A 14,277-nucleotide genomic window follows, 5' to 3' on the forward strand; every position below is an offset into this window, starting at 1 on the left:
TCTGACATCTCATTCCCCTATCGCAGTCCATGCCACGTCGAGCGGGCCGGCAGTGTCCCTGCGCGCCCAGACGACGAAGCTCGTGGTCGTCTCGTCAATGAAAGTCGCCGCGTGCACCACAGGCCATGCGGTGCGGGCGGTGACCTGAATAGCGGGTTTCGTGGTGAACCGTCCCGCCGGGAGGGTGACTGTCGCTGAGACGCGACCATTGTTCGAGGGCACGTTGAGCTGCACCACCCCGGAGGCGACCTTCGGGACACCCGTGACGGTGCCGTTCGGGTTGAACGTCAACGGCCCCCACCTGCCGGTGCCGTCGCCTTTGACCTCGTAGGTGTTCGACGCCGAGACGATCGATGACGGGGTTGCGGTCGGGTACGTGTTCACTTCGGCAGGGACTGTGGTCTCACTGTCGAGGTAGTACCACAGCGCCACCGATTTGCCCTGCTGGGTGTTCGTGAACGAACGCCGGAAGTCAGTACGCTCGGGTGTCGTGGCCTTCTTCGCGGTGAAACCACCGATCGTTTCAACTCCGACCGGCAGCGGAGAACCCAACGCTTTCAAGCGGGCACGACGAGGCCACGTGAACCGTGTCGGGGGACTGATCCGCGACGTGTAGTCGAGGGCGTTGTCGCTGTTGAAATCGGTCTCCCACCGGTACGCCACCCACCAGTCCGGGGAGTCATCTCCTGTCGTCGGCGGCGCGTACTCGTTGATGCGGCCACCGCCGCCGTTGAGCGTGCGGAACTTCCCATCAGCGAAGGCCAGGCCCGTGTCGCGGCCGTTCTCCGCTGTCTTCCACGACTTCGCCGGGTCCCACACCCCGGAGGTGGAGAACGTCACGATCGCGTCCCCGACGTTGCCGGAGGTCTTGCGGACGGTGACGAACGTGCCGCCACCCCAGTCGCCGGGGCCGATGTAGATGCCACCAATGTCGGACTTCGTGCCGTCCTTGCAGTCGACGGTCGCAATCGTCGCACCGGTCGTCGTGTTGTAGGTGCGCCATAGGAGGTTGCCCCCGTCAGCGCACTGGGCGATGACGACGTTCGTGCCGTCCGTGCCGATGCCCGGCTTGTAGGTCAGAGGGTTCGTCTTCGACCAGCCGACATCGGTGTACTCCCACTCGCGGAGGAACGCGCCGGCGGTGGAGTACACGCGCACGAAGTACTTGTACGGGGTGCCGGACTTCTGGCCCAGGAGGAACAGTTCGGAGCCGATCGCGGTGACACCCCCGGCAGCCCAGAATTGGTCCGTCATCGGAATGTTGTCGCCGATGGCTCCGGACGCCGGGTCGATCGAGATGAGGCGGTCACCCTCGGAGGCGTTGGGGGCGTCGACGAACGTCCAGTACTTCCCGTCCGCCCAGGCCAGACCGTAGAGGACACCACCCTCAGGAGGAGTGAACGACCTCGACGCCCAATACGGTTGCACCACAGGGGGTGCCGTTGGGTCCGCGACACCAGCGTCGAGGACGAGCTTCGCGCCCTGCCCGAGCCGGTTCTCCGTGTGCCGGAACTCCGCCGGACCAGTCGCCACCAACGATTCCGCTTCAAGGTCTCCCTTGAACGTGGACCCGTAGGGGGTGAGTCTGACTCGCCAGTCCTGGTTCTCATCGAACATGGTCAGGCCGTCATCGGCCCAGCGGCCGCGCCCGTCCAGGGTTTCGAACGTCGCGCCCCGGATGAACATGCCGTTGATCGCGTCGGCCTCGATCATCTCCGCCCGGACCCGCAGGAACTCCGCGATCTTCGCCGTGAGCTCCTCGCTCGCGGTGATCTTCGGGGCGGTGATCGCGCCGGTGAGGATCGCGTTCTCACCAATGAACTCCTGCGCGGTGACCATTCTCGCGACGACGACCTCGGCCCACAGTTTCTGGATGACCGCCTCAGCGAGCGCAGCCGACCCGGCTTTGAGGTTGCCGACCTCGAGGACGTCGGCGGCGAGGTGCGGGGTCTGGATGCCACCCGGTTCGATGAGGGTGCCACCCACCTGGGACCGGAAGTCCGCATCTACAATGCCGACCTCCGCACCTGCAGTCACGCTGATGAATGGCATCGCGTAGGGGGCCGTTACCGGCGCGGTCATCGCAACCGATACCTCTGTGACCACGCCTGGCGGCAGGGTCACGGTGTTTCCGCCACCCGACGAGACATATCCGAGGATCGCCGACGGCTGGTTGTACCAGTAGATGCGCGGTTGCACCTGCACGGGTGTAGTCGAGATGGGATACACGCGGAACCTCAGGACGAGCTTGTCACCGCGAGCGATCTTGTGATTGAGCTGAGTTGAGGGGCGGAAGCTCGCGGAGATATTCACCCCACTTGTCCCCGCGGCTTTGAGGCGCATATGTGGGCCGAGGCTGAGAGATGCATTGGCGGGTTCGAGCGAAATTGCAGCACCCGACCCATATGGAGCGTGCGGGGCAGTGGTCTCGCCGGCCTTCACCTGGTCCCACGGGATCAGGTTCCCGCCGGCACCGACGAGGATCTTGTCTGCCGCGATCGCATAGGCCCGGATGCGGTTGACGACGTCGAGGAACCCGGTCGTGATCGTCGACGCCTCGATGTTCGACAGGACCGCACCGTCGATGACATGCGTGACCCACACGTTGCCGTTCCACCGCCACCGACCGATCTCCCGACCACCCGAACCCAGCGAGGTGAGCTTGATCCACGTGTCCTCCACGACACCCGCATACGTGGTGGGCGGATTACTGGTGGACCAGGTGGTCTTGTTCTTCAACCCCAACGCCGTGGTGAGGTTGCCCTCCACGGCGTCGATCTCGGCCAGGGCGGCGTCGATCGCCTCCTGCCGGGCCTTCGCAATGTCAGCGGGCACGGACTCGAGTTCACCCGCAACGGCGGTGAGCTTCCCATCAAGTTCCTGCTGCGCCGTCTCCAACGCCTGCTTCGCCTGGTCGATGAGTCTCTGCGCCTCATCGATCGCGGCCTGCACGAGATCCCCATACCCGGGAACCTCGACCGTGACCGGGGCAGACATGGCAGACGGCTTCCCGGCCTGCGACCATGCGGCTAGACACACTGTGTGCGTGCCCTTCTCGACGCCGAGGGACACCTCATCCCCAGCGGCGGACACAATCGAGCCCTTCGCGTTCTCCGGGGTCGGCGTGACGAATCCGCCCGCCTTCGCGTACACCTGCACGCGAGAGAAATCCGTGGGAGCAATAGCGTCGTCCTCAAACATCCCATCCCAGCGGACTTTGATGCCGCCGTAAGTGACCTCGGCGACCGGGGCTGTTGGGGTGGGAGGAGTCGGACCGGCGACAACGTTGATCGTCGTCCCACCATCGAACTGCTCCCCCACAATCGCACGGAGGTTCCCGTCAGCGTCGTTGAAATCAATCGACCCGCCCTCAACGGAAGTGCGCTGTGCCTGCGGCTGATTGCCCACGGCACGCACCTGAGTCTCGAGTTCGTCCATGCGCTTCGCGATACCGTCAAGACGCTGATACAGGCTCATGTGATCTTCTCCCCCCGCCGAATCTGCAGGCTGCTCGTGTTCTTCTCCGGGTGGTGGATCACCCCCATGACCCGCACCCACAGGTCACCGAAGTCAGCCCACCCGGGCCCGGATTGGATGAGGATTTCGTCACCCGCCCGGTACGACCCCACGGGGGCGTTCGGGTGGTCGAGTACCTCGATTTCTGTGATGTCGAGTTCCCCCGACAGGGCTTTCAACGTGGACGTGGCTCGGGTTTGGGCGATCTGGTCTTTTCCGATCGACTTATCCGACACCACAGCCCACCGCCCCAATCGATCAGTGGTCTGTGAGTCTTGGGCGCGGACCATTTTCCGGCCCTGCCCGGCCCCGAGGACGAGGACATGCGAGGCGTACTCGTCACCGTCGTCCGTGGCGCCGATGTTGTCGGGAACGTTCTCCCCGACCACGAATCGCAGGTCCGAGCGTCTGGCCCCAATCCTCGGGTACCCGTACTCGATCTCGTGAACGATCCGCTCCCCCGACCACCGGTGTCCGACGGTCCACTCGTACCCGCCGAACTCCGCGAGCTGCTGACGCTCCCGATCAAGGTCGAGGGTCTGCCACCATCCCAGGTAGTACAGCTCCTTCGACCCCGACACGGACTCGGACATGCGCACCATCCGGGATTTCTTGTCCCCGGTCGGTGTCAGACCCAGGTTGAAGCCGCGCTGTTTCTGGAACTCCGTGATGATGAGCCGGTCCACCTCGAGGGGGTCCGCGGTGTCGAACTTGTGCTCCCAGATCCACGGCTGCTTCGCCCAATACCCGGTGTGCCCAATCGTGTCGATCGACAGGGTCGGCCCATCCATGGGCAGGTCGGTGAGGATTCCCCCGCCCCGAATCTGCCCGGACGCTTCGGCGTAGATCGCCGTGGACCAGGGCTTGAAAATCGGCTTCCCCTGGGGGTCTTTGAGGCGCGCGACCTCGGGAGAGATCTTCCCATCCACACCCCCATGACCCGAGAGCGCCTCCTGCACTGACACGTCGTCGAGAGGAACGTCCCAGTCGAGCACCGTCTCGGTTCCGTCACCGTTCATGCGGGTAGCAATGTACCGCCACTCAGACATGGGTCACTCCGTGGACATGTCGGGCACCTGCAGGAACTGCACTGTCAGATCCAGACCGGAAACCCCGTCCATCCTCACCGCGCCGGCGATCGTGGATGAATCGTGCCGACGTGCCCTGAACGCGAACGTTGCCTCTTTCCCCCGCATGGCTGCTGGAATGTACCGGTCATCGGAACTCAACCAGTCGTCGCGTGACACTGGCCCCTCGGAGGCATCGAACGCGAACTCCTGCGTGTTGTACGGGAACGGTTGCCCGTTGTAGTTGCCCTCAGCTGAGGAGGGGCCGTAGTTGATCCAGTACCGTCCCCACACGTTGGCGTTGCGTTCGTACCGCACCTTGTACCAGGAGGGCTTGATGATCATTCGGGTCGCCCAGTCGGGGACGTCGATGCGCTGCCTGGCGCCGGTGGGTGTGCCGTCGCCGGGGAACCATTCACCGGCCGCGGTCTTCGAGTTCAGCGCCATGCCCTGATCGGAAGCCACCGAGGCACGGGACCGGTCCACCGTCCACTGCTTCGGGTCCGCGATCTGACGCAGGTCCGTGATCATCTGGTTCGTGATCGTCGCCGTGTTCGCCGGTTGGTCGATGCGCGCCAGCAACATGTACGGCGCGTTCGCTGGGAGCGACGTTGACACCTGATAGGAGTTGTACGGTCCCGTCTTGATGTTCGCGGGCTGCTGGCCGGCATACTGGGAGTCCTGGATGAGCACGTACACGTACTTCACCGCCGCCCCCGCCGATCCGGTTGCGGCCACTGGCGCGTCAGTGAACGACTGCTCCTGCACCCCATAGGACTGGCCGAACACACCCGGGTACGTGGATTTGATTGCCCCGGATCCTTTGAGGATTCGGACGGCCGCACCGGGCACGGGGAGCTGGGTGACCCGGAAGTCGTTGGCTTCGATGATCCCTGTACCGCCCTTGGTGGAGACGTACAGGCCGACGCGGGCGAGTTCGACGGAGTTATCCGCACCACCCTTACCGTCGACACCACCTGAGGTGGCCCATGGGACAGGACGTAGAGGCATATCAGGCTCCTAGTGTTGTGTGGGCTGAACCCCAACGGATGGTGGCCGTGGCTGATCCGGTTTGGTCGGTGCCGCGGAAGGTGAACTCGGACGACCCGGGTGGGACGACGACCCGGTCGAGTCGGGAGTTCCGGGAGAGTTTCCCTGCCAGGGAGGTGCCGTCGTTGCGGCGCACGGTCCTGGCGCGGGCGTTGATCGTGACCGTCTGGTCGTAGAGCAGGGTCGCGTCCAGGTCGAGGGTCCAGCCCTTGCCTGTGACGATGGGGTGGTCGATGGGGCCGGTGATCGTGATCGTCACGTCCCCAGTCGGTCTGGTCCCGGTGTTCGTGACGATGCCCTGACGTTGCCCGCCGGTGAGGGTGGCCCAGGGGAACACGATCGGGAACACCAGCCCTGCGGCCTGCGGCGGGGTGATGGACAAAGTGACTTGCCCTCCCCCGCCGTGGTCGGGGTCGCCGTAGAACAGTGCATCTGAGCGGTCGAAGATCGCTGTCCCCTCCGCGTGGGTGCGGGCGAACAGCTCAGTGTCCTCCACATCAAGGTCGCGGGGTCTCCCGTAGGTGCGGAACGTGCGCCCGTGGGCACCGATCTCGAGCACCGACTCCTCACCGGGTGCACGGTTCGCCGCCGACGACCAGGCTTCTGCGAACTCCGCGAGCGCCCGGAACTCCTCCTCGGGCGTGGAGCTCTTCGTGAAGATCCCCAGCTTGATCGGCTGGGGGTCTTTGAAGTCACGCCCGAGGAGGATGGTGTTCCCGACCGGGTTGGGCTGGTCCTGGACTCGCCATTTGATGTTCGTCGCCTGCACTGAGGACACGGACACTGGGTGCCCGCAGCCGAACCGGTACCCGTTGATCGCGAACTCACCATTCGCAAGCTGCATCAGATGGCTCCGATCTTCTGGGAGGATTTCGACCTGCGGGACACCGACTGGTCGTAACCAGTGCCCACAGCAGTGACGACGGCGGCATCGAACTCGTGCTGTCCGGCCTTGAGGGTGAACCGCACGCCGTTCATTGCCGCGGCGATCGACTCCGGGGAGACACCGTTGGCGGTGACAGCGTCCGCGACGGCCCGGGTGAATGCGGCCTGGTCGAACTGCATTCCCCTTTGGGTGGGGACGTACATGCGGTTCTCGGCCATGAACCTCATGGAGTCCGGGTTCGACATGACCTGCTCGCCACCGGCGAAGTTCACGAGTTCTGGCCCGTTCTCTCCGACGACAGCAAGACCGCGCCTGGCTGCACGCGTGCCACCCTCGTACCAGTTGTTGCGCTCCCAGAATCGGCGGGCACCCCGCACATCGCCGTACCGCTGCTTGATGTACTTCAGCCCGTACTCGATCTGCTTACGCGGATCCGAGGTCTTCTGACCCCCGACCGTGCCCCAGGTACCGTTGAGGAACTGGAACAGCCCGTAAGCCGTGCTCGTTGGGTTCTGGGCGTTGGGATTCCAGGAGGATTCCTTGTTGACAAGCCAGTTGAGGTCACCCCACTGGTCGCCCCAGCCCATGGCCTCGAGCATCTGCTTCGCCATCTGCTTCACTGGACCGTTGGCAACGTTCGAGAAGTCAGCGCCACTGGCACCTGCGGTCTTCCCGAACTCCTTAGCCTTGCCCACGAGTCCCTCGGAAACCTGGGACATGATGCCCTTGCCGAGCTGCCCAGCCACCCCCGACGGGAGCAACTTGGCGTGCTTGGCGTAGATCTGTTGCGTCAGCTTCTGTGCCGCCAGCCCGTACGATGCCGACAGATCCGACCCCGCCGAGACCCCTGCCCTGTCGAGGAAGGGATGCGACATGGGCATGAACTCGTCACCGAACGCACCCGGCGTCATGTCCGCAGCACCACCGGCCGGCACCGAGCGGTTTGCCCAGTGCACGTGATTCCAGTGGATGGCACGGACAGCACCCGAGTAGGTGTACGGTCGGCCGTTCTTGATCTGCCTGCCGTTGGCCGGGGAGTAGATGATCTCCGAACTGTTCCTGTAGTTGTTGTACAGGAAGTCGAAGATCTGCTGCAACGGTCCACCGAGGTCAACGGCGTAGCCACCAGAGTGCAAGGATCGGTTCCCTGACACCGTGGTCGACCCACCCCGATACCCCGAGTTCAGCCGAGCGGACGGGAACTGTTTCTTCACGATCCCGTACAGGCCACGCCACACACCCGAGTCGGCGAATGCGTTCACACCCGGGACGGGTCCGTAGACACCGCCTGAGACGAACGCGCCACCACCGGTCTGCATGTGCAGGAGATCGTCGAGACGACCCTGCCTGGCCGCGTCGTTCTGAGCCTTCACTCCGGCTTCGCCGCCCATGGCGCGCGTCCACTCGGGCCGCATGATCGCCTCACCCCCGGAGAGGTAGAGGTTCCCTGCGGTCGGTGAGTAGAACTCGTGCACGTCACGACCGGGCGTGTACCCGGGCATGACACCACCGGACTCGAACTTGAGCGCGTTCGGTGCTTTGAGCTTCACGCCCACGTCACCGAACGCTTTGTTCACCTCGGCGGTGAAGGAGGCGAAGACGGCGATCAGCCGGTTGAGATTGGTGCCGAGTTCGGGGCGTGCCCCGCGCATCTCCGCGTTCATCCCAGCCCGGATCGCATCAAACGCCGCATTCGACGCAGACGACATCGCGCCGAAAGCTTCCCTGTTGGAAGCTTTCATGCTCCCCAGGTGTGCACCGTAATCGGCTCGGAAGCCGATCATTGTGCCATCAGCGTTCGTGCGCATATCGCGCAGTTTCTGGCTCGTGGTCAGGCGCATCGACTCGAAATCGGTGAGGTTCTGCGCCCGCATCTGGCCCTGCTTGTCGGCCATGACCGCGCGCATCGCTTCCTGCTCCGAGGTCAGAGCAGTGCGAGACCCCAGCTGCTTCGCGGCGATCGTTGCCCGCATCTGCTCCTGCTGGGCCTGCACGTTCGTCAGCATCCCCAGTTGGCTCTGCTGAGTCGTCGCGAGCATCCCCGACTGCTGAGCCTGAGTCTGTGCGAGCATCGACTGCTGACTGGACTGGGTCGCGGACAGCATCCCGGTCTGTTTCGCCTGGGTGTCCGTGAGCATCCCGGCCTGCGCGGCCTGGGTCTGCGAGAGCATTCCCGCCCACCCCTCGGCGACTGCCGACTGCATGGTCGACATCGCATCGAGAGTGGTGGCGGACATGTCCTGCATCGCCAGACCGGCCAGCCCCTCATCGTCAGCGACGACTGGGGACACGCCCACATCCATCGATACCGGACCCATCGCGGGCACTGCCGCGGCGCCGAGCATCGCGGCCGCTGACTGCACATCCGAGACTCCGCCGAGCATGCCCTGCACGAGACCCTCCGCGGTGAACCCGCCGAGTTCGGCCATGACCGTCGAAGGCGACCGGATGCCGAGAACGGACTTGAACGTCGACTCCATGACTTTCGCGAGGTTCGCGATCGCGGTTTCGACGTTCTTCTTCTTGCCTTCGAGCCCCCGGACCACACCGTCAGCGGCGGCGGAGCCTCCCTTGTAGAAGCCTTCCGTGACATACTGACCGGCCTGGTTGGCGTACTGCTCGTACTCCGCCCACGCCCCCAGATACGACTTCCGGTCCGCCGCGGTGGCGTCGATGAACGAGTCCGCCATGTTGGAGCCCTCGACGACACCGGCCTGAGCGATTTCCTGGACGATCGCACCCGGGACACCCAACTGGACGAGCTTCTTGAGCTTGCCCGCGAACGCCTTCATCGCACCGACGTCGACGCGCAACGACTTGGCTGCCTGGCCCAGGTTGGACCCGGTCACCCATTTGCCGCCCACGTTCGTGGAGAACGTTCCCACGTCGAGATCCCGACCGTTGAGCAGGGAGTTGACGACGGAGGACTTGATCCCCTTGAGTTCCTGTGCCTTGTCCTGTGCGGCCTTGAGTTTCGCGTCGATCCGCTCCGCCTGCGAGTACAGGTTGCGGAGGTTCGCCTCGAACTTCCGGGCCGACGAGTTCGCGCGCGACCGGGAACCGCGGGAGAGATCCTGGTTGCCACCCAGGCCGTAGAGACGATCCACGGCGGAGTAACCGCCACTGAGACCACCCGTGACCTGATCGCGGATACTGCCACGGCGGAGATCCGTGCGGAGATCGGATTGGAGACCAGACACGCGTTCGCGGCGCGCCTGCTCCTCCTTCGCCCGATCCGCCGCGAGTTTCGCGGCCTTCTCCTCAGACTTCTCCCGATCCTTCGCCGACTTGAGCGACCGTTTCGCAGTCGCGAGCTCGTCCTCCGCGGAACGCACTCGACGCTCCGCAATGGCCTTCGCCCGCGCCGACTTCGCATCAGACTTCATCCGGCGCGCGTCACGCAGCCGATCGTTCGCGGAGTCCACCTGCTTCTGAGCGGACGCAATACCGCCCTTCGCCATGGGGATCGCCCCGGGCATCCGATTGAGAGCCTCGAGGAGGATCTCCCATGACCGACGTGACCCGTCGAGGGGCACATACGCTTCGTCGACGTCCATGCGGTCGCCGACGACCCTCCACGTATTCGGGGGCACCATCTCGGCACCCGTGAACCCGCCGGCGGCCATGGGGGTGAGGATGTTGCCGTCGTGCTGCGCGAAAGGATCCTTGAGCATCCTCGCGCGATCTTCCACGCCCTTGCGGCCGCCGCCGGTCTTCCGAACCTTCTCGTCCTTCGGCGGTTTCCAGATGCTCTCCCAGGCTTCCTTGATGGTGACCCAGATTGTCTTATTCGGAAGCTTCTCGACCTTCTCCTTCACGGCCGCCAGATCGTCGTCCGCATCCTTCGTGTCTGCGTCGACATTGACCTTGACGTTCTTAGGGATGTCGTCGGCCGCGACCTTAGTGTCCTTGGCCTTCTCTTCCGCGGCATCGGACATCCAGGTCTCGACAGTCACGTTGTCCGGGATGCCGAGCACCTTGCGTGCCATGTTCTCGGCTTCCTTGGCGTTGAGCCCGAACTTCCCCGCTGTGCTCACCAGGTCGTCGTAGGTGCGTTGCAGTTGGCCCTGCACCTGCTCCTGTGACGCGCCGTTCTCGGCCATGGAGTTCGCCGCGTCACGACCAGCATCAGCGATACCGAAGAGAACATCCTGATTCGCCCGACCCGCTTCGGTGGTGATGTCGAGAGTGCGGCCGTTCTCTGAAACCGCCTTACTGACCTCGTCGATAGCCGCCTCATAAGAGGCCATGGCCTCCATCTCGGACTGCTGGATGATTCCGAGGGCCAGGAGACTGTCAAGCATCGACTTCAAGCCGCCTGACGCGTCCTGAGCGGCGTCACCAACCCCGACGAGGCCTGCAGCGTTCTCCTCGTTTGCGGCCACGGCAGTGGCAACCGCCGCAGGGAGTTCGCCTCGCATCCAGTTCGCGTACTCTTCGTCCTTGAGGCCAGTGACTCCGAGCTGATTGGCCGTCTCCTGCAAGGCCGCTTTGTAGGCGGGGAACTGCTCGGCGGCGAAGGTGACACTGCGCCCCTGAGCTTCGGCATCGGCAGCGATCTTCGCGAATGCGGCCTGAGCCATTTCCGCATTCCCGCCGGTCGCGAGCGAGGCAAGACCCTCGTCGTATGCGGTGATTCCCTCGCTTGCCTTCTCGAGTTCCTGGCGGCCGGGTTTGATTGCCTCGCGGAATCGCGCAATCCCGGCCGTCCCGTCGTCGGCGTGACGGCCAACAACCTCGAGAGCGTCGGCCATGTTGTTCACGGCCTGCGAGCCTCCGAGCCAGTCGGTGAACGCATTGCCACCTCCGAACGCCCCGTTGAGGGTTTCGCCGTTCTGGGCAAGGGCGATGAGATCGGAGTTGATCTGAGCGAGTCCTGGCATGGTCTTGGACGTCATCTTGTTCGCGGCGGCGTCGATTGCCGTGAATACCGCGACGACAGCCATCGCCGTGCCTGCGGCCTGCACGAGACCGCGGATCGCGCCAGACGTCTTGCCCGCCACGGCGGCGACGCCACTCAGGGCCCCATCGGAGGACTTAGCGGCCGTCTTGAGCGTCCCGAAAGCAGTCACAGTCTCAGCGAGCTTCGGGATGATGAGCATGATCCCGCCGACACCGAGTGCAGCAGCTCCCGCGATGCCAGCAACTGCAGCGCCCATCTTGAGCACAGGCTCAGGGATGGACCCAACGAGATCCACGAAACCGCCGAGCGTCTCCATGGCCCCGGCTACGACGGGTGCGAACGTCCCGCCGATAGTGATCGCAGTGTCCTTGATGGTGTTGGCCGACATGCGCATCCGAGACTCAGCGGTCTCATACCGTTTCGCAGCTTCCTCGGCGAGGGCGGTGCCCTTGTCGAACTCGACGTTTCCCTGCTTGAGCGCGTTGCTCAGCACGTCAGATGCCCCAGCGAGACGCAGCAGGGAGTCGGATTCGCGGATGCCCGTGATACCCAGGGCGCTCAGGGTCTGGTTGACGTTCTCGCCCGAAGCGTCAGCACGACCGAGACCGGCGATGAACGCATTCAGTGCGCCCGCTGCGTCGTTCTGCCAGGCAGTGGCGAATTGCTCCGAGGACATGCCGGCGATGCGGGCGAACTCGTCGAGCTTGTCCCCACCGGTTCCGACTTCGTTGGTGATCTTCTTCATCACCATGGAGATCGCGGTGCCGCCGGCCTCTGCTTCGATACCCACCGAGGATAGGGCGGTCGCGAGACCGAACACCTGGCCCTCGGTGAGGCCCGACTGCTTGCCGACCGCGGCGACGCGCATCGACATGTCGACGATCTCGCGCTCTGTGGTCGCGAAGTTGTTGCCGAGGCCGACGATCGCGGCGCCCATGTTGCCGAACTTCTTCTGCGAGGTGCCCATGATGTTCGCCAGGCGCGCCAGGGAGGTGGCGGCTTCTTCGGCGGAGAGGTTTGTCGACTCTCCCATGTCGATCATGGTCTTCGTGAACGCGACGACATTGCTGGTCTTAATGCCGAGCTGGCCGGCCGCTTCCGCGACTGCGGCGATCTCCTCATGGGAGGCGGGGAGGGTCTTCGCAAGGCCGCGGAGTCCCTTCTCCACGGCCGCCAACTGGCGGGGTGTTCCGTCGACGGTCTTGAGCACACCAGTCCAGGCGGACTCCCACGACATAGTGGCCCTCGTTGCGAGCCCCAACGACCCGACGACAACACCGCCGAACGTTGCCGTGGCGGTGCCCGCGGTGGTCATCTCCTGCTCGTACCGCCCGATTGAAGCCATCGCCTTGCCCGCACCTGTCGCAGACTTGTCCCACGCGGTCTCGGTCTCCCGGGCGGCATCAACGGCGGACTTTCCCGCAGCGGCCATGTCGGCCTTGAACTGGTTGACCTTCGCCGAGAGGACGACGCTGACGCTGCGGGATACGGCCATGTCGGTGACCTCCTATATGATTCGGGTACTACTGAAGGGGTGACGAATGGCCAGAACGAGTAGGCATGGCGACCAATACAAGCCGGTGACGGATTACTCGGGGGTGCGCCCGAAAGGCATTTCGCCTGAGGCGCGAGAACGCAGCTATGCGAGGCTCAAGAAGGCTTCGATACTTCTGTTGCTCATCGGTATCTGCGGGATTGTCGCGTATGCCGTCATTGCCTTGGCGTCCAACCTGCTCCTCCCGCAAACGGCTTCGCCAGTCGTCTACTGGATCGCAACTGCCCTGACCGCGATTTGCTTGTTCGCGGGGGTAGTTAGTCTCGTTGCCGCACCGATTGTCAGACTTGTTGCGGCCCTCAAGCTGTGATCACTCGTCGCGGACGACGTAGGTCTTCTCACCGGGCAGGGGTTTCTTCGAGTTGTCCCGGTGCTCCTCGATCTCCGAGCACCCCATGCACCGTGTGGTGCGAATGTCGTAATCGTGCGGGTGCTCCCCCGACGACATGGACATGGGTTGGCCGCATCCCTGGCACAGGTCCGCCTCATACAGGGTGAGCGCCAGAGCGAACGCGCGATCGCGCGCGGTCCACTTCTTCCCCGGCTTCCGTTCCCCACGCAGCACGGACACGGGTGACCCCCATGCCCGTGCCGTGCGTGTCTCAGTGAGGGAACTCAGTCCCCGTCCGTTTTGCCAGGCTTCGACGATTTTGGGATGAACGACCCCGGATCCGTGGACGTCAGGTCGTAGAACGCGGCCTGCAGCTTATCCACCTGCGGTGCCCCGATCTTGTCGACCACCTGGCGCATCTGGTCAATGGTGAACACGGGCTGACCTGTGTCTGTCACGATTGCGTGGACCATCGTGTGAAGTCCGGCCTCGAATTGGATGATCGAGTTAGAGGCCTGCGATGCCGCGCGGCGGACAGCCTCCTTGACTTCCTTTCCGTCAGTCACCTCTGCTCGGCGGCACTCCTCACGGGCGTATGCGGCCGCATCCTTCGCGGCCTGGTCAGCCCTCTCGCGGCACTCCTTCCGTGCTTCCTTAGCGATCGCGTCAATGGCATCCGAGTCGAGCGCCTGCACCGTGAACACCACAGCAGAGTCCTCGAGTTCGGCGAGTAGGCGCTCCTGCTTCTCGAGGAGTTCAGCCTTCTCGGCACCAGCAGTGAGATCCTGCTCGCCGCCGTTCTCGTCCTCACCGAACGCCGCGAGATCCTCCTCGACAGCGATGAGTTCACCCGCCAGGTCAGCGCGCTGGAAGATCGTCACCTTCGTCTGCGCGGTGCGGATGCCGGCAATGAACTCGTCCGGGTTGAAATCAGTCATGTCTCATTCCTCCATGTGAAAGCGTGTGGGA

The 14,277-nt window shown here is 64.2% G+C and carries 8 protein-coding genes; 1 reads left to right on the forward strand and 7 read right to left on the reverse strand.

Annotated elements, in window-relative coordinates:
* Positions 1-9: 9 nt before the first annotated feature.
* From BC102111_RS08310 to BC102111_RS08330, 5 genes are read right to left on the reverse strand one after another with little or no spacing between them, the layout of a single operon-like run.
* Complete coding sequence (locus BC102111_RS08310) at positions 10-3,477, reverse strand: ATP synthase subunit B family protein (RefSeq protein ID WP_146001408.1); 3,468 nt, start codon at positions 3,475-3,477, stop codon at positions 10-12.
* Complete coding sequence (locus tag BC102111_RS08315; RefSeq protein WP_180960597.1) at positions 3,474-4,535, reverse strand: hypothetical protein; 1,062 nt, start codon at positions 4,533-4,535, stop codon at positions 3,474-3,476. The genes BC102111_RS08310 and BC102111_RS08315 overlap by 4 nt, the downstream gene beginning before the upstream one ends.
* A gap of 33 nt (positions 4,536-4,568) precedes the next feature.
* Positions 4,569-5,594, reverse strand: coding sequence for a hypothetical protein (locus tag BC102111_RS08320; protein ID WP_101624035.1), 1,026 nt, complete (start codon positions 5,592-5,594; stop codon positions 4,569-4,571).
* Position 5,595: 1 nt separating this feature from the next.
* Entirely contained in the window at positions 5,596-6,477 is an 882-nt protein-coding gene (locus tag BC102111_RS08325; RefSeq protein WP_101624036.1) for a hypothetical protein, read from the reverse strand.
* Entirely contained in the window at positions 6,477-12,917 is a 6,441-nt protein-coding gene (locus BC102111_RS08330; protein WP_101624037.1) for a phage tail tape measure protein, read from the reverse strand. Before BC102111_RS08330 ends, BC102111_RS08325 begins: the two co-directional genes overlap by 1 nt.
* A 46-nt stretch (positions 12,918-12,963) precedes the next feature.
* On the opposite strand from BC102111_RS08330, the gene BC102111_RS08335 reads away from it, so the two are divergent.
* Entirely contained in the window at positions 12,964-13,287 is a 324-nt protein-coding gene (locus tag BC102111_RS08335) for a hypothetical protein (RefSeq protein ID WP_101624038.1), read from the forward strand.
* Here the strand turns inward: BC102111_RS08335 and BC102111_RS17740 are convergent, their stop codons facing one another.
* Positions 13,288-13,431, reverse strand: coding sequence for a hypothetical protein (locus BC102111_RS17740; RefSeq protein WP_156491161.1), 144 nt, complete (start codon positions 13,429-13,431; stop codon positions 13,288-13,290).
* Positions 13,432-13,592: 161 nt separating this feature from the next.
* On the reverse strand, positions 13,593-14,189 hold the full coding sequence (locus BC102111_RS08345) for a hypothetical protein (RefSeq protein WP_146001409.1): 597 nt from the start codon (positions 14,187-14,189) through the stop codon (positions 13,593-13,595).
* Positions 14,190-14,277: the final 88 nt, after the last annotated feature.

The organism is Brevibacterium casei CIP 102111 (assembly GCF_900169275.1).
Taxonomy (GTDB): domain Bacteria; phylum Actinomycetota; class Actinomycetes; order Actinomycetales; family Brevibacteriaceae; genus Brevibacterium; species Brevibacterium casei.

Excerpts from the sequence above, each read along its gene's own strand:
- BC102111_RS08310 (WP_146001408.1), bottom strand. The coding sequence starts at position 3,477 with ATGAGCCTGTATCAGCGTCTTGACGGTATCGCGAAGCGCATGGACGAA.
- BC102111_RS08315 (WP_180960597.1), bottom strand. The coding sequence starts at position 4,535 with ATGAACGGTGACGGAACCGAGACGGTGCTCGACTGGGACGTTCCTCTC.
- BC102111_RS08320 (WP_101624035.1), bottom strand. The coding sequence starts at position 5,594 with ATGCCTCTACGTCCTGTCCCATGGGCCACCTCAGGTGGTGTCGACGGT.
- BC102111_RS08325 (WP_101624036.1), bottom strand. The coding sequence starts at position 6,477 with ATGCAGCTTGCGAATGGTGAGTTCGCGATCAACGGGTACCGGTTCGGC.
- BC102111_RS08330 (WP_101624037.1), bottom strand. The coding sequence starts at position 12,917 with ATGGCCGTATCCCGCAGCGTCAGCGTCGTCCTCTCGGCGAAGGTCAAC.
- BC102111_RS08335 (WP_101624038.1), top strand. The coding sequence starts at position 12,964 with ATGGCCAGAACGAGTAGGCATGGCGACCAATACAAGCCGGTGACGGAT.
- BC102111_RS17740 (WP_156491161.1), bottom strand. The coding sequence starts at position 13,431 with ATGTCCATGTCGTCGGGGGAGCACCCGCACGATTACGACATTCGCACC.